This is a genomic window from Geobacter anodireducens (assembly GCA_001628815.1).
Classification (GTDB): domain Bacteria; phylum Desulfobacterota; class Desulfuromonadia; order Geobacterales; family Geobacteraceae; genus Geobacter; species Geobacter anodireducens.
The window spans coordinates 3451818-3466589 of record CP014963.1 but is presented as its reverse complement, the minus strand read 5'-3'; the positions used below and the strand labels follow the sequence as shown (position 1 = coordinate 3466589).

Here is a 14772-nt window from a genome sequence, read left to right as displayed (position 1 = left end):
GTGCGGAGCCGAACGTTAGCGCTACTATGGGTTCCGGCGACAGCTACAAAAGCGGACGGACAGCCCGACAGGAGAGCGATGCACTACGGCAGCGCCTACGAAGATGAAATAGTCGGCAAGGCATACGACCGGGGGCTCATGCTGCGGTTCATCCGCTATGTGCATCCCTATCGCTGGCTGGCCCTGGCTGCGCTCGTGCTCCTGCCGCTCTCGGCGGCGGCCCGGCTGGCGCAGCCGCTGGTCCTCAAGGCCGCCATCGACAATCACATCGTCACGGGGCGGCTGGAGGGATTGCCGCTGGTTGCCGCAGGGTTTCTCCTGCTCATCGTGGCCGAATCGCTGATAACCTTTCTCGAGGTGTGGCTTCTCCAGTACCTGGGACAGCGGGTAATGCTCGACCTGCGGCTGGAGCTGTTCGCCCACGTGCAGCGTCTTCCCGTCTCCTTCTTCGACCGCACCGCCACCGGCGGCCTCGTGACACGGCTTACCAGCGACGTGGAGGTGCTCGGCGAAATGTTTGCCGCCGGCATCATCACGATTGTTGGCGACATCCTCTTTCTGGCCGGCATCGTTGGCGTGATGCTCTGGTTGAACCCTTCCCTTTCGTTGATCACCTTCTCGGTGCTGCCGCTACTCGTCTGGGTCGCATTCGCATTCAGGATCAGAATGCGCAAGGCGTTTCGGGAGGTGCGCGCCCGCCTGGCAAACCTGAACAGCTTTCTGGCCGAAACCATCGGCGGCATGCCGGTGATTCAGCTCTTCAACCGCCAGGCCGGGGAATACGCCGAGTTTTCGCGCCTCAACGGCTCCTACCGCGATGCCAATCTCCCGGTCATCACCTGGGACGCCTCTCTCTACGCCCTTGTGGAGACCCTCTCCTCGGTGGCTGTCGGCCTCATCATCTGGTACGGCGGGGGAGAGGTTCTCGCGGGTGCCCTCACCTTCGGGGCGCTGGTTGCCTTCATCCAGTACATCGAGAAATTTTTCGGCCCGATCCGGGACCTGTCGGCAAAATACTCGATCATGCAAGGCGCCATGGCAGCCCTTGAGCGGATCTTCGGCCTGCTCGACACGGCGCCCGATCATGATGCCGGAACCACCGGCCCTGCCGTCAGCGCCGGCGCGCCTCCCATCGAAACCATCCGGTTTCGCAACGTCTGGTTTGCCTACCAGGGGAACGACTACGTCCTGCGGGGGATCGACCTGACGATCCGCCGGGGCGAGACCCTGGCGCTCGTGGGGGAGACCGGCGGCGGCAAGACGACGGTGACCCGGCTCCTTTCGCGCTTTTACGACGTGAGCAGGGGCGATATCCTCTTCAACGGCGATGATGTGCGCACAATTCCCCTCACGGAGCTCCGGCGGCGGATCGGAGTGGTTCTCCAGGACCCTTATCTCTTCACCGGCACGGTGGGCTTCAATATCCACCTGGGGGACGAGCGTGCCCGCGCCCGGATGGAGGACGCAGCCCGGCTGGTGGGGGCAGACCGCTTCATCCGTCTCCTCCCCGGCGGTTACGACGAGCAGGTGCGCGAGCGAGGGAGCAACCTGTCGGCCGGGGAACGCCAACTCATCTCCTTTGCCCGTGCCGTTGCCTTTGACCCTGAGATCCTCGTGCTGGACGAAGCCACCGCCAGCATCGACACCGAGTCGGAGCGGCTCATCCAGGAGGGGCTCGCCGCCCTCATGGCTGGCCGCACCTCCATTGTGGTGGCGCACCGGCTCTCGACGGTCCAGGGGGCGGACCGGATAGTGGTCATCCACCGGGGAGAAAAAGTAGAAGAGGGGACCCACGGCGAGCTCCTGGCGCAAGGGGGCATCTATGCACGGCTCTATCAGCTTCAGTTCAGGGATTGACCTGATGTTGCATCTTCCGGAGGTATTGTTATGAAGCATTTGATTCTCGGCACTGCCGGGCATATCGACCATGGCAAGACATCGCTGGTACGGGCCCTGACTGGTATCAACACCGATCGGCTCCCTGAGGAAAAGTCGCGCGGCATCACCATCGAACTGGGATTCGCCCATCTGGAGCTGCCGGGGGGGCTTCAGTTCGGCATCGTGGATGTGCCGGGGCACGAGCGCTTCGTCAGGACCATGGTGGCAGGGGTCGGCGGCATGGACATGGTGATGCTCGTCATCGCCGCAGACGAAGGAGTCATGCCCCAGACCCGGGAGCACCTGGAAATCTGTCAGCTCCTGGGGGTCAAAAGGGGGCTCGTTGTCCTTACCAAGAGCGATATGGTCGAGCCCGACTGGCTGGATCTGGTGGTGGAGGAGGTGAGGGACTATCTGGTCGGGAGCTTTCTCGAAGAAGCACCCATCGTGCCGGCCTCTTCCCGGACCGGTGCCGGCATCGAGGCCGTCAAGGCGGAGCTGGCGCGGCTGGCAGTCCAGGTGGACGAAAAAAAGACAGAGGGTCCCTTCCGCCTTCCGGTTGACCGGGTCTTCACGGTTACGGGATTTGGCACGGTGGTGACCGGCACCCTGTTGTCGGGCACCATCAGCGTGGGGGACGAGGTGGAACTCCTGCCGTCGGGGCTGCCCGCCCGGGTTCGGGGGGTCCAGACCCATGGCCGCCGGGGGGATGCCGCCAGCGCCGGACAGCGGGTGGCCGTCAATCTCCAGGGGGTGGAGCATACGGAGGTGGAGCGGGGAGATATCGTGGTCCCCCGCGGCGTCTATCGGACCACCCGGGCCGTGGATGCCCGGCTCGACTATCTGCCGTCGGCGCCCCGGGAGTTGCGGCACCGCTCGACGCTCCGGCTGCACTCCGCCACCTATGAGGTGCCTGCCCAGGTGATCCTGTTGGATCGCGACGCGCTCATCCCAGGTGATTCGGCGTACATCCAGTTGCGTCTCCGTCATCCCGTCCTCCTGCTGCCGGGAGACCCCTTCGTGCTCCGCTCCTACTCTCCCCAGGCAACCCTCGGCGGGGGAAGGGTGCTCGACCCCATGCCACCGCGCCGCCGCCGCCGTTCCGACGAAGCCCTTGCGCTTCTGCAGGCTCTTGGCGAGCATTCCGAGCCCGACACGGTTCGGCTTCTGGTTTCGGGCAGCCTGCTCACCGGCATCTGTTTCGAGGACATTGTCGTGCGCGGCGGCCTCAGCGCCCGGCGTACCGAGGCCGTCATGGCAGCGCTTCTGTCCACCGGCGAGGTGGTCCAGATGGTGCGCGAGCCGCGCCTTTTCCTCTCCCGTGCCTCCTTTGCCTCTCTCAAAGGGCTTCTGCTGTCAGAGGTCGAGGGCTATCTCCGGGACAACCCGCTCAGGGAAGGCCTCGGCAAGGAAGAGCTCAAGACCCGCCTGCCGCGGCGCAGCGATCCGCGGTTCTTCACCCCCCTTCTAGCCTCCCTGGAGAAAGAGGGCAAGATCGTCGTGGATCGCGATCTGGTGAAGCTGCCGGGCCGCAAGGGGACGGTGACCGTGGACCAGGCGGATTTTCAGGTCCGCGTCGAGAAGGCACTCCAGCGCGGCGGGTATGAGCCGCCCACCATCAAGGAGATGTGCGACTCCCTGCACTGCGTTGAGAAAATGCTGCTGGAGCACCTCAACATCCTGGCCCGCGAGGGGCGGGCGGTCAAGGTTAAGAGCGACATCTTCTATGCGCCGGAGCCTGTGGCTGACATCCGCGAGAAACTCATGGCATACCTCCGTGACAAAGGAGAAATAATGCCGCCGGAGTTCAGGGAGCTCACGGGGCTGTCGCGTAAGTTCATGATCCCGCTGCTCGAATTTTTCGACCAGGAAAAAATGACCATTCGCGTGGGGGACAAACGGATTCTCAGGCGGGGATGATGCGCTGCATAGGGAAATCCCTTAATTGCATAGGTGGGGGCATAGGGTATTATGTCTCTACTATCGCGTAGTAGCTTTTGGCGGAGCTCAGGGAATTCAACTGGCCCGTTGCATGGGTATCGTCATTTGTATGGCTGGGTGCAGACATGGGCAATGCACTGGCGCTTCATCCCCTCGAACGGATTGTCTCCGAGCACGAAGGATGGCTTGCGGCTCGGGTGCTCGGTTATGCCAAGGACGGCGGTTACACGCGCTATACGTCTACGCTCGAAGAGGCGTGGCGGATTTCCGTCGCCGGGCTTTCCGCTTCGCTCATCCATGCTCTCCGGGCAAAGGAGCCGACTCCCGGACTGTCGCCGGATTACGATTTTGCGGCAGACCCGGTCACACGGTTCGGCATTGACGAGGCCCGACGTCACCGCATGCGCGGCGTGACGCTCGGCATGTTCCTCGGCCTCATGAAATACTACCGCCGCAGCTACCAGGATCTGGTGCGCTGCAGTGGGCTGGATGAGAAAACCCTTGAGCGCGGTAGGCTCTTTGTCGACTGCTTTTTCGACCGGATCGAAATTGGCTTCACCACCGAGTGGGCATCGGTTTCCGCCCCCCAGCGGCTTGCCGAACTGGAGGAGGCGAGCCGGTCCATCACCAACGAAAAGAACAGGCTCCTCACCCTGCTTGAAAGCATCCCTTCTCCCGTTATGCTTCTGGATACCGACGGCCGGCCCGTGTTCATGAAACATGAGGCGGTCGAGTTGCTCGCCGGCCCCATGACGCCGGGCACGCATTATTACCGCGAGAGCGGAAGTCCCGGGCTGGAGGTGGGTGTCCCCCGCTGGAGCAGGCTGAAGCGCTTTCTGAAGGGAAAGGCTCGGGAGGCGCGTTTCGAGGAGAGCATCGAAAGTTCTGCCGGGCGCCGGTATTTTCTGGTTACGGTGCAGCGGATGCTCGACATCAGTGAAAAATTTTGCGGAACGACCATCATCCTTTCAGATTTCACCGACCGCAAGCACGCCGAAGATGAGCGCCAGCGCCTTGTGGAAGAGATGGAGGAACGGGTTCGGTCTCGAACCGCTGAATTGCTGGATGTGAACGAGCGTTTGGTGGAGGAGATCGAGGAGCGCCGTCGGTCCGAGCGTTTTTTCCACGCTACTATTGACTCCCTGTCAGCTCCCGTTGCCATTTTGAATGGCGATGGGGATATTGTTACCGTCAATCGGGCCTGGCGGAAATTTGCCGATGAAAACGGGTGCCGTCACCCCAATCACTTCATTGGGGACAACTATCTCGGATTGTGCGATAACGTGAAGGGAAAAGACGCGGTCACCGCTTCCGCTGTGGCGCGGGGCATCCGCGAAGTGACGGCCGGCCGTATCGATGAGTTCCATCTGGAGTATCCCTGCCACGGCCCCGGCGAGCAACGGTGGTTCCAGGTCCGTGCCACGAGGCTGGAAAACGGCAGCCGTGGCCGGGTCGCCGTGGTTCATGAGAATATCTCCGAGGTCAAGAAGGCCCAGGAAGAAATTCTGTCCCTGAACCGCAGCCTTGAGGAGCGGATCAGGCTCCGGACCCAGCAGCTCGAATGTTCCAATAGGGAGCTCGAAGGATTCTGTTACGCCGTATCCCATGACCTGCGCTCCCATCTGGCGAGGCTTGAGGGGCTTGGTCGCGGGCTGGTCGAAGACTGTTCCGCCGGTCTCGACAACCAGGCCCGCCACTATGCGGAGCGGATTTGCCGCATCAGCATGGACCTGCGCAGGGCCATCGACTCCCTGCTGGACCTCAGCCGGCTCGCCCGGTGCGAGCTCGGTAACGAAGCAGTGGACTTGAGTGAGGTGGCAGCACGGGTCGCGGAGGAACTGCAGCGGTCGCAGCCGTTGAGAAGGGTGAGCTTTTCCGTTGAGCCAGGCGTAATCGTGCGAGGGGACCCGCAGCTCCTGGAAACGGTCGTGCGGCACCTGATGGGGAATGCCTGGAAATTCACCAGCCGCCGCAAGGACGCGGAGATAGCCTTCGGCTCAACCATGCTCCACGGCATGAAGACCTGCTTTGTGCGCGACAACGGCGTCGGTTTCGACATGCGGTATGCCGGTTGCCTGTTTCAACCGTTCCAGCGGCTTCACGGTCCTGCCGAGTTCGACGGAGCCGGCATCGGGCTGGCCACCGTCCAGAGGGTCATCCAGCGCCACGGCGGGCGCATCTGGGCCGAAGGGGAGCGTGGGGAAGGCGCTGTTTTTTTCTTCACCTTTCCCGATTAATCGATAGGGGTGGGATGGTGGACGCCAAGACGATACTGCTTGTGGAGGACAATCCCGACGACGAGTTCCTCGCCCTGCGGGCGCTGCGGCGCCATGGGCTGCGGGATGTTGTCGTGGCCCGTGACGGAGAGCAGGCGGTGGATCAACTCTTCGAGGCGATTACCCCCCTGGATCCCTGGCTCGTGCTGCTCGACCTCAAACTGCCGAAGATGAACGGCCTTGAAGTTCTGCGCACCATCCGCAGCGTGGAGCGCACCCGGCATACGCCGGTCATCGTCATCAGCTCGTCCCAGGAGGAGTCCGATGTGGTGCAGTGTCGTGAGCTGGGTGTTCTGGCCTATCTGACGAAGCCCATAGACGGCGAGAAAATCATGGCGCTTCTCGCGACAGCGGGTTTGTCATCCTGACCGGCTCTGCGTGCCGGTCCTTCGTATGCTCCCGGCCCGCAGGGGCTTAGAGCACACGGACTACTCCCCGGTCTGCTGCTTTGCCTTGTGGCATTCAATGCAGGCGGCATCTTTCACGCGACGCTCCATCAGCGACGCCTTGTCCTTCGGCTGCCCCTTTCCCATGAGGCGTTCGCCGACCTTGTGGCAACCGAAGCAGCCCCGTCCCCGCACGGCCTCGTGCATTGTTACCATGGCCGGATTTTTACTGTGACAGACGTTGCACTCGAAGGCCCCGGCCAGTGAAACATCCCCGGCCACGAACCAGACCACCGCCATTGCCAGAACGAGATGCATGTTCATACGTCACCTCAGAAGTTTTAGCCGCACCATATCCTGCGACGCTCTTCAAAGGTTTGACGTAAGTCAAAGAGAAACCCTCTCTTGTTCAACAGCTTGAAAGAACGCAGGAAAAATACCTTCACAAACGGTGTCGAGTATGGTAACTATCACGAGTTTCCAGGACTGCTAACGACGAATCGACTGAGCCATGGCCAAAATAATCTGTATCGCCAATCAAAAAGGGGGGGTCGGCAAGACCACCACGGCTGTGAACCTGGCCGCATCCCTCGCCGCCGCGGAGAAGCGAACGCTGCTGGTCGATATGGACCCTCAGGGAAATGCCGGCAGCGGTGTCGGTGTTGACAAGGCTGGACTCGAAGAATCGGTCTACGACGCCATCATCAATGATGCGGACCCGTCGGGACTTGTCGTCGGAACCGACCTTGCCCACCTGGAGCTGCTCCCCTCGACCACCGATCTGGCCGGTGCCGAACTGGAGCTGGTCTCCATGCCCGAGAGGGAGCGTAAGCTCAAAGTGGCACTGGCCCGTCTCGGGCAGCGCTATGACTATATCATCATCGACTGCCCCCCATCCCTGGGGCTGCTCACCGTGAATGCCATGACCGCCGCCGACTCGGTCCTGATCCCTCTCCAGTGCGAATACTACGCCATGGAGGGGCTCTCGCAGATCATCAAGACCATAAAGCTCGTGCAGAAGGGGCTCAACCCCGGCCTCGCCATCGAAGGGATCGTTCTGACCATGTACGATGGCCGCAACAACCTGTCCCGTCAGGTGAGCGAGGAAATACGAGGCCACTTTGCGGATATTGCCTTCCAGACCGTCATCCCGCGCAATGTCCGCCTCTCCGAGGCGCCCAGCCACGGGCGTCCCATCATCCTCTACGACATCACGTCCCGGGGGGCGGTGAGCTACATGGAGCTGGCCCGGGAACTCATGACAAGGGAGGTCCGTCGTGGTTAAAAAAACCGGCCTCGGCAAAGGGATGGCTGCCCTTCTACCCGTCGTGGAAGAGGAGGGGAAGCGCTACTTCTCATGCCCCATCGAGGAGATCCGCCCCCACAAAAACCAGCCTCGCAAGACCTTTGTCCCGGAAAAGCTGGAAGAGCTGGCCGCCTCGATCCGAGAAAAAGGGATTATCCAGCCCCTGGTGGTCCGCAAAAAGGGGGACCACTACGAGCTCATCGCCGGTGAGCGGCGCTGGCGGGCCGCCCAGAAAGCGGGTCTGCGCGAAGTCCCGGTGGTCATCCAGGATGTCTCCGAAGATACGGCCCTGGAGATGGCCCTCATCGAAAACATCCAGCGCGAGGACCTGAACGCCGTGGAGGAGGCCGAGGCCTACCATGCGCTCATGGAGAATTTCGGCCTTACCCAGGAGGAGCTGGCAAAGCGGGTCGGCAAAGACCGCTCCACCATAGCCAACTCGCTGCGGTTGCTGAAGCTCCCGGCCGAACTGAAGAGGGACATCGTCGAGGAGCGCCTTGCCATGGGGCATGCCCGGGCGGTTCTTGCGCTCGATTCCGACTCCCAGATCAAAGAGGCCCGGGACGCCATCATCAAAGGGAATCTCACGGTCCGGGAGGCTGAGGGTCTGGTCAAGCGCCTCAAGACCGGAGCCAGAACCGGTGCGAAGGCGAAATCCGCCGATGTCCATTCGGCGGACCTTGTGGAGCAACTCCAGCGGCGGCTCATGACCCGCGTGGTCATCCGGCGCGGTGGCCGTGGCGGAAAAATCGAAATAGCATTCGGCAACCAGGAGGAACTGTCGAGGCTCGTCGATGTGCTCATGGCATAGTCTTTTGCGGGTAGCCGGACAGCCGGCGAAGCGCGACAACTAGTATAAATCGCTTGACATGCAGGATGGCCTGTGGTAGCTAACGTCTGTTTACGGCCACGCCGGAGTATTTTTTTTTAATACAGCCGATCTGTATACTGTATACAAAATTCAGTCAGATCACGAACGGGGTGTAGAGTGATAAGTCTCGATCTTGCCTTTGCCATTCAGGTAATCAACTTTTTGGTCCTCATGGTCATCCTGAACGTTTTTCTGTTCAAGCCGATCAGGAAGGTTATTGCGGACCGGAAGGCGCAGATCGACGGATCCAGGGAGCGCGCTGCGGTAGTCGACAAAGAGGTGCAGGAGAAGATGGCCCTCTATGAGGCACGTCTGCGCGATGTGAAGGCCAAGGCCGGTGCCGAGCGCGAGGTGCTGCGCAAGGAAGCCCAGCAGGAGGAGTCGGCGATTCTCGAGAAGGCCCGGAAGGAAGCGGCCGATTCCCTTGCATCCATCAAGAGCCGGGTGGCCAAGGAAACCGTCGATGCCAAGGAGTTCCTGAAGGAGCAATCCCGTTCCCTGTCCCTTGAAATCTGCCAGAAAGTGCTCGGGAGGAGTCTGTAACAATGGCCTACGCGTTTAAGAAGAACGGGCTCCTGAAGCCTTTTGTGTCGACTGCCGCGATCTGTCTTCTGGTGGCTGGCACGGTTGTGCTCTGCCATGCTGCGGGTGGCGGCGAAGGCGCCCACCATGTGGACACCGGCAAGCAGATGAAAGATTTCATGTGGCGGGTCATCGATTTTATCGCCCTGGCCGGCGTGCTTGTCTGGGCGCTCAAGAAGGCCAACGCCAAAGGTGCCCTCGCCGACCGCACCGCCAATGTGGAAAAGGCCCTGCGCGAGGCCGAAGAGGCGCGGACCGCTGCCGAGGAGAAGTTCGCCGAGTACAGCGAGAAGCTTGAAAAGGCCAACCAGGAAATCGACGAGATATACGCCGCCATCCGCAAGGAAGGCGAGCTGGAGAAAGAGCGCATTATCGCCGAGGCCAGGATCACTGCTGAAAAGATTCGTGAGCAGGCCACGGCGACTGCCACCCAGGAAGTCCTCAAGGCCCGGGCCGAACTTCGTGACGAGGCGGCGCGCCTCGCGGTGCAGATGGCCGAGCAGGCTCTGCGCGAGGCTATCAAGAAAGATGACCAGGATCGACTGGTTAGTGAATATCTTACCAAGGTGGAGAACTTACATTGATCTCGAACGCTATTGCACGTCGCTACGCCAAGGCGCTGGTGCAGCTCGGGGCCGAGGAGGGAGCGGTCGACCGGTTCGGTGTCGAGTTGGGGCAGTTCACGGCCCTTCTCGACGGGAATGCCGACCTGGCTTCCGTTCTCAAGAGCCCCGCGTACCGCATTGAAGCCAAGAGGGAAATTCTCAGGGATGTCCTTGCAAAGCTGAATCCCTCCGGCACCGTCTCCAATTTCCTGCAGGTACTCCTCGATAGGGGGCGAATCGGCTTCACTCCCCAGATCGCGCACAGCTATGCAGTATTTGCCGATGAACTCTCCGGCATTGTCCGCCCGGTCCTCACGTCGGCATTTCCTTTGGACGATGCCCAGGTTGAAGGGATGAAGAGTGCCCTTGCCAAGGCGACCGGCAAGCGGGTAGAGCTTTCGGCCCAAGTGGACTCCGCGCTCATCGGCGGAGTGGTCACCAAGATTGGCGACAAGGTATTTGACGGCAGCGTACGGACCCAGTTGAACAGGATTCAGGATATATTACAGAAGGGGTGAGAGGTTCCATGGAAATCAGAGCCGAAGAAATCAGCGAAATTATCCGTAAGCAGATCAAGGAGTACGGCAAGGAGGTAGAGGTTGCCGAGACCGGCACCATCATCTCCGTCGGTGACGGTATCGCCCGTATCCACGGCCTGGACAAGGCCATGGCCGGCGAGCTCCTGGAGTTCCCCGGCGGGGTCTCCGGCATGGTTCTCAACCTCGAAGAGGACAACGTCGGTGCGGCGATCCTCGGTGAAGACAACGAGAACATCAAGGAAGGGACCACCGTCAAGCGGACCGGCAGGATCGTGGAGGTTCCGGTAGGCGAGGCCCTCATCGGTCGCGTGGTCAACGCCATCGGTCAACCCATCGACGGCAAGGGTCCGATCAATACCACCACCTTCGGCAAAGTCGAAGTCAAGGCCCCCGGTATCGTCAAGCGGAAGTCGGTTCACCAGCCGATGCAGACCGGCCTCAAGGCCATCGACTCCATGGTGCCGATCGGCCGGGGCCAGCGGGAGCTCATCATCGGCGACCGTCAGACCGGCAAGACCGCCGTTGCCATCGACACCATCATCAACCAGAAGGGCGGCGACCTGATCTGCATTTACGTCGCCATCGGCCAAAAGCGTTCCACTGTTGCCCAGGTGGTGAGCAAGCTGCAGGAATACGGTGCGATGGATTACACCATCGTCGTCTCCGCCTCCGCTTCCGAGCCGGCACCGCTCCAGTTCATCGCCCCGTATACCGGCGTCACCATGGGCGAGTACTTCCGGGACAACGGCAAGCATGCTCTCATCATTTACGATGACCTGTCCAAGCAGGCCGTTGCCTACCGTCAGCTCTCCCTGCTCCTTCGTCGCCCGCCGGGACGTGAAGCCTACCCGGGTGACGTCTTCTACCTGCACAGCCGTCTCCTTGAGCGTGCCGCCAAGCTTTCCGACGACTGCGGCGCCGGTTCGCTCACGGCGCTCCCGATCATCGAGACCCAGGCCGGCGACGTTTCCGCCTACATTCCGACCAACGTTATTTCGATTACCGACGGCCAGATTTATCTGGAGAGCGACCTGTTCTACTCCGGTGTGCGTCCGGCCATCAACGTCGGTCTCTCGGTTTCCCGGGTCGGCGGCTCTGCCAGGTGAAAGCCATGAAGCAGGTTGCCGGTACGCTCCGTCTGAACCTCGCCCAGTATCGCGAAATGGCTGCGTTTGCCCAGTTCGGTTCCGACCTGGACAAGGCGACCCAGATGCAGCTTGCCCGCGGCGAGCGTCTGGTCGAGATCCTCAAGCAGCCCCAGTATCGGCCGATCCCGAACGAGAAGCAGGTCCTTGTCATCTTTGCCGCCAACAACGGCTTTGTGGATGAGTATCCCGTTTCCTCCCTGCGTCGCTATGAAAGTGAGCTCTACTCCTTCTTCGACAGCAGAAAGGCCGATATTCTCGCCGAACTGCGCGACAAGAAGGCCATTGACGACGATCTGAAGGCAAAGATGATCGCTGCTCTGGAAGAGTTCAAGAAGGAATTTACTGCGTAATCTAAGGACGGTCCTCCCCATATGGCAAGCCTTAAAAGCATAAAAAAGCGTATTGTCTCGGTCAAGAACACCAGACAGATAACCAAGGCCATGAAAATGGTCTCGGCCGCCAAACTGCGTCGCGCCCAGGAAAACGTGGTTGCCGCCCGTCCCTATGCGAAGAAGCTGGGGGAAGTGCTCCAGCGACTGGCAAAGAGCCAGGACGGGAGCGAGAGCCCGCTGATGCAGCAACGCCTCAGCCAGAAGGCGCTCTTGATCGTGGTCACCTCTGACCGGGGTCTGTGCGGCGGCTTCAACGCCAACATCTGCAAAGCGGCGGAACGCTTCATCAAGGAAAAGAAGGCCGAGTTCGCCGAGATTTCCGTCACGACCATTGGCCGCAAAGGGTACGAGTTCCTGAAGAGCCGTCAGAACATCCACAAAAACTACGGGAATGTTCTGGCGCACCTCAGCTACCCGACTGCTGCGTTGCTGGCTCAGGAAGTGATCGAAGGGTACATCGCCGAAGAATACGATGAGGTTTATCTCCTCTTCAACGCATTCAAGAGCGTCATGTCCCAGGACATCACCCTGGAGAAGCTGTTGCCGATCGCGCCCGAGGCATCCTCCACAGAGGAATACGCTCCCGAGTACATTTACGAGCCTTCGAAGGGCGAGCTCCTGGCGGAACTTCTTCCCAAGCACATCGAGGTGCAGGTGTTCAAGGCGCTGCTCGAGTCGGTTGCGTCCGAGCACGGTGCCCGGATGACCGCCATGGACAGCGCATCCAAGAACGCGACCGAGATGATCGGCAAGCTGACGCTCCAGTACAACAGGGCACGTCAGGCCGCCATCACGACCGAGCTCATGGAGATCATCTCCGGCGCCGAGTCGATCAAGGGCTAAGCAATCTCACGATTATAAAATAGAGGCCCGGCACGGGCCGCAGGAGGAAGAGGCACCATGAGTCAGAACTTCGGTAAAATTTCGCAGGTCATCGGCGCGGTTATCGACGTCGAGTTCGAGCCGGGCAAACTGCCTCCCATTTACAACGCCCTCCGGGTGACCAATCCGGCCATTGACGATAAGGAATACAACCTGGTGCTCGAAGTTGCCCAGCACTTGGGCGAGAACGCGGTCCGGACCATTGCCATGGACTCCACCGACGGTCTTGTCCGTGGTCAGGCCGTGCTCGATACCGGCAAGCAGATTTCCGTGCCGGTGGGCCGCAAGACCTTGGGCCGCATCCTCAACGTCATCGGCGAGCCGGTGGACGAGATGGGCCCGGTCAATGCCGAGAAAGAGTACGGGATCCACCGCGAAGCCCCTGCTTTCGTGGATCAGTCCACCAAGGTTGAAGCCTTCACCACCGGGATCAAGGTCGTCGACCTCCTGGCACCCTACGCCCGGGGCGGCAAGATCGGCCTCTTCGGCGGCGCCGGCGTCGGCAAGACCGTTCTCATCATGGAGCTCATCAACAACATCGCCAAGCAGCACGGTGGTTTTTCCGTCTTCGCCGGCGTTGGTGAGCGGACCCGTGAAGGAAACGACCTCTGGATGGAGATGAAGGAGTCAGGGGTTCTTGACAAGGCCGCCCTGGTCTACGGCCAGATGAACGAGCCGCCGGGAGCCCGTGCCCGGGTTGCCCTTTCCGCCCTTTCCATTGCCGAGTACTTCCGTGATGAGGAGGGCCAGAACGTGCTCCTCTTCGTTGACAATATCTTCCGCTTCACCCAGGCGGGTTCCGAGGTTTCCGCGCTCCTCGGCCGGATCCCCTCCGCCGTCGGTTACCAGCCCACGCTGGCCACTGAGATGGGTGAGCTTCAGGAACGGATCACCTCCACCACCAAGGGTTCCATCACCTCGGTTCAGGCCATCTACGTTCCGGCCGACGACCTTACCGACCCGGCTCCGGCAACCGCCTTCGCCCACCTGGATGCAACGACCGTTCTCTCCCGGCAGATCGCCGAGCTCGGCATCTATCCTGCCGTTGACCCCCTTGACTCCACGTCGCGGATTCTCGATCCCCAGGTCATCGGCGAAGAGCACTACGCCATCGCCCGCCAAGTCCAGTACGTACTCCAGAAGTACAAGGACCTCCAGGACATCATCGCCATTCTCGGCATGGACGAACTCTCCGAGGAGGACAAGCTGGTTGTTGCCCGGGCCCGGAAGATCCAACGCTTCCTCTCCCAGCCGTTCCACGTGGCCGAGGCCTTCACCGGCAGCCCCGGCAAGTACGTGGAGCTGAAGGACACCATCAAGGGCTTCCAGGAGATCGTTGCCGGTAAGCACGATGATATCCCCGAGCAGGCCTTCTACATGGTCGGGACCATTGAAGAGGCCCTTGAAAAGGCCAAGAAGCTCGCTGCCTAAGGATTTCATGACCTCGTCGCGGGGGAGGATGGTATCCCCCGCATAAAGGACTACGATAGATGGCTGAAAAACTGAAAGTCGATTTGGTTACCCCATACAAGAAGATCCTGTCGGAAGAAGTCGATGAGATCACGGCAACAGGTGCGCTGGGTGAATTCAGCGTTCTGCCGGGGCATGCCCCCTTTCTTACCTCACTGAAGATTGGGGAGCTTACCTATAAGAAGAGCGGGCAAGTCGTCCATCTTGCGCTCAACTGGGGGTACTTCGAAGTTGAGGACGACAAGGTAACGGTGCTGGTTGAGACCGCCGAGCGTGCCGACGAGATTGATCTCGAACGCGCCCAGGCTGCCCTGGGGCGTGCCGAAGCTGCTCTCAAGAAGCTTTCTCCCGAGGACAAGGACTATCGTGTCATGGAGGCAGCCTTGGAGCGCGCACTCATCCGGATGCAGGTTGCCGGAAAGTCCACGAGATAATAACCGTCATCGACAATATGCTGAAAAGAGCGGCTCTGCCGCTCTTTTTTTTTCATCGGGAC

General features: G+C 60.8%; 13 protein-coding genes and 1 pseudogene. 13 read left to right on the top strand and 1 reads right to left on the bottom strand.

The annotated features are described in order from the left end of the window. Positions 1–78: 78 nt before the first annotated feature. The 4 genes from A2G06_15930 (at position 79) to A2G06_15915 (ending at position 6463) form a co-directional block, all read left to right on the top strand. Positions 79–1857, top strand: coding sequence for an antibiotic ABC transporter ATP-binding protein (locus A2G06_15930; GenBank protein ANA41475.1), 1779 nt, complete (start codon positions 79–81; stop codon positions 1855–1857). 30 nt (positions 1858–1887) lie between these two features. Beyond that, the gene (locus A2G06_15925; GenBank protein ID ANA41474.1) at positions 1888–3798 is read left to right on the top strand and encodes a selenocysteine-specific translation factor; all 1911 of its coding nucleotides are present in this window, start codon (positions 1888–1890) and stop codon (positions 3796–3798) included. 146 nt (positions 3799–3944) lie between these two features. Next, on the top strand, positions 3945–6056 hold the full coding sequence (locus A2G06_15920) for a histidine kinase (GenBank protein ID ANA41473.1): 2112 nt from the start codon (positions 3945–3947) through the stop codon (positions 6054–6056). 17 nt (positions 6057–6073) lie between these two features. Then, entirely contained in the window at positions 6074–6463 is a 390-nt protein-coding gene (locus A2G06_15915) for a hypothetical protein (protein ANA41720.1), read from the top strand. Positions 6464–6523: 60 nt separating this feature from the next. Here the strand turns inward: A2G06_15915 and A2G06_15910 are convergent, their stop codons facing one another. Next, positions 6524–6805: a cytochrome C gene (locus tag A2G06_15910; GenBank protein ANA41472.1), complete on the bottom strand. Its 282-nt coding sequence runs from the start codon at positions 6803–6805 to the stop codon at positions 6524–6526. A 187-nt stretch (positions 6806–6992) separates the two neighbouring features. Here A2G06_15910 and A2G06_15905 point away from each other — a divergent pair, with 187 nt between their 5' ends. The 9 genes and pseudogenes from A2G06_15905 to atpC all read left to right on the top strand — a co-directional run bounded on the left by A2G06_15905 (position 6993) and on the right by atpC (position 14710). Continuing rightward, a complete protein-coding gene (locus tag A2G06_15905) occupies positions 6993–7766 on the top strand; it encodes a chromosome partitioning protein ParA (protein ID ANA41471.1) in 774 nt (257 codons plus the stop codon). After that, complete coding sequence (locus A2G06_15900) at positions 7759–8598, top strand: chromosome partitioning protein ParB (GenBank protein ID ANA41470.1); 840 nt, start codon at positions 7759–7761, stop codon at positions 8596–8598. The genes A2G06_15905 and A2G06_15900 overlap by 8 nt, the downstream gene beginning before the upstream one ends. 177 nt (positions 8599–8775) lie before the next feature. Next, positions 8776–9201: a hypothetical protein gene (locus A2G06_15895; GenBank protein ANA41469.1), complete on the top strand. Its 426-nt coding sequence runs from the start codon at positions 8776–8778 to the stop codon at positions 9199–9201. A 2-nt stretch (positions 9202–9203) separates the two neighbouring features. Beyond that, the gene (locus A2G06_15890) at positions 9204–9824 is read left to right on the top strand and encodes a hypothetical protein (protein ANA41468.1); all 621 of its coding nucleotides are present in this window, start codon (positions 9204–9206) and stop codon (positions 9822–9824) included. Further along, positions 9821–10363 carry a F0F1 ATP synthase subunit delta gene (locus A2G06_15885; GenBank protein ANA41467.1) on the top strand — a complete coding sequence of 181 codons (543 nt, stop codon included), beginning with the start codon at positions 9821–9823 and terminating at the stop codon, positions 10361–10363. The genes A2G06_15890 and A2G06_15885 overlap by 4 nt, the downstream gene beginning before the upstream one ends. Before the next feature lie 8 nt (positions 10364–10371). Continuing rightward, positions 10372–11882: pseudogene (locus A2G06_15880) on the top strand (F0F1 ATP synthase subunit alpha). Positions 11883–11903: 21 nt separating this feature from the next. Next, on the top strand, positions 11904–12767 hold the full coding sequence (locus A2G06_15875; protein ANA41466.1) for a F0F1 ATP synthase subunit gamma: 864 nt from the start codon (positions 11904–11906) through the stop codon (positions 12765–12767). Between the two features lie 57 nt (positions 12768–12824). Beyond that, positions 12825–14237 carry a F0F1 ATP synthase subunit beta gene (locus A2G06_15870; GenBank protein ID ANA41465.1) on the top strand — a complete coding sequence of 471 codons (1413 nt, stop codon included), beginning with the start codon at positions 12825–12827 and terminating at the stop codon, positions 14235–14237. Positions 14238–14296: 59 nt separating this feature from the next. Continuing rightward, positions 14297–14710, top strand: a complete 414-nt coding sequence (atpC, locus tag A2G06_15865) for a F0F1 ATP synthase subunit epsilon (GenBank protein ANA41464.1) — start codon at positions 14297–14299, stop codon at positions 14708–14710. The last annotated feature ends 62 nt before the right edge of the window (positions 14711–14772 follow it).

Bases quoted from the DNA above. Each gene is read 5' to 3' on its own strand.
- A2G06_15930 (ANA41475.1), top strand. From the start codon at position 79: ATGCACTACGGCAGCGCCTACGAAGATGAAATAGTCGGCAAGGCATAC.
- A2G06_15925 (ANA41474.1), top strand. From the start codon at position 1,888: ATGAAGCATTTGATTCTCGGCACTGCCGGGCATATCGACCATGGCAAG.
- A2G06_15920 (ANA41473.1), top strand. From the start codon at position 3,945: ATGGGCAATGCACTGGCGCTTCATCCCCTCGAACGGATTGTCTCCGAG.
- A2G06_15910 (ANA41472.1), bottom strand. From the start codon at position 6,805: ATGAACATGCATCTCGTTCTGGCAATGGCGGTGGTCTGGTTCGTGGCC.
- A2G06_15905 (ANA41471.1), top strand. From the start codon at position 6,993: ATGGCCAAAATAATCTGTATCGCCAATCAAAAAGGGGGGGTCGGCAAG.
- A2G06_15890 (ANA41468.1), top strand. From the start codon at position 9,204: ATGGCCTACGCGTTTAAGAAGAACGGGCTCCTGAAGCCTTTTGTGTCG.
- A2G06_15875 (ANA41466.1), top strand. From the start codon at position 11,904: ATGGCAAGCCTTAAAAGCATAAAAAAGCGTATTGTCTCGGTCAAGAAC.
- A2G06_15870 (ANA41465.1), top strand. From the start codon at position 12,825: ATGAGTCAGAACTTCGGTAAAATTTCGCAGGTCATCGGCGCGGTTATC.
- atpC (ANA41464.1), top strand. From the start codon at position 14,297: ATGGCTGAAAAACTGAAAGTCGATTTGGTTACCCCATACAAGAAGATC.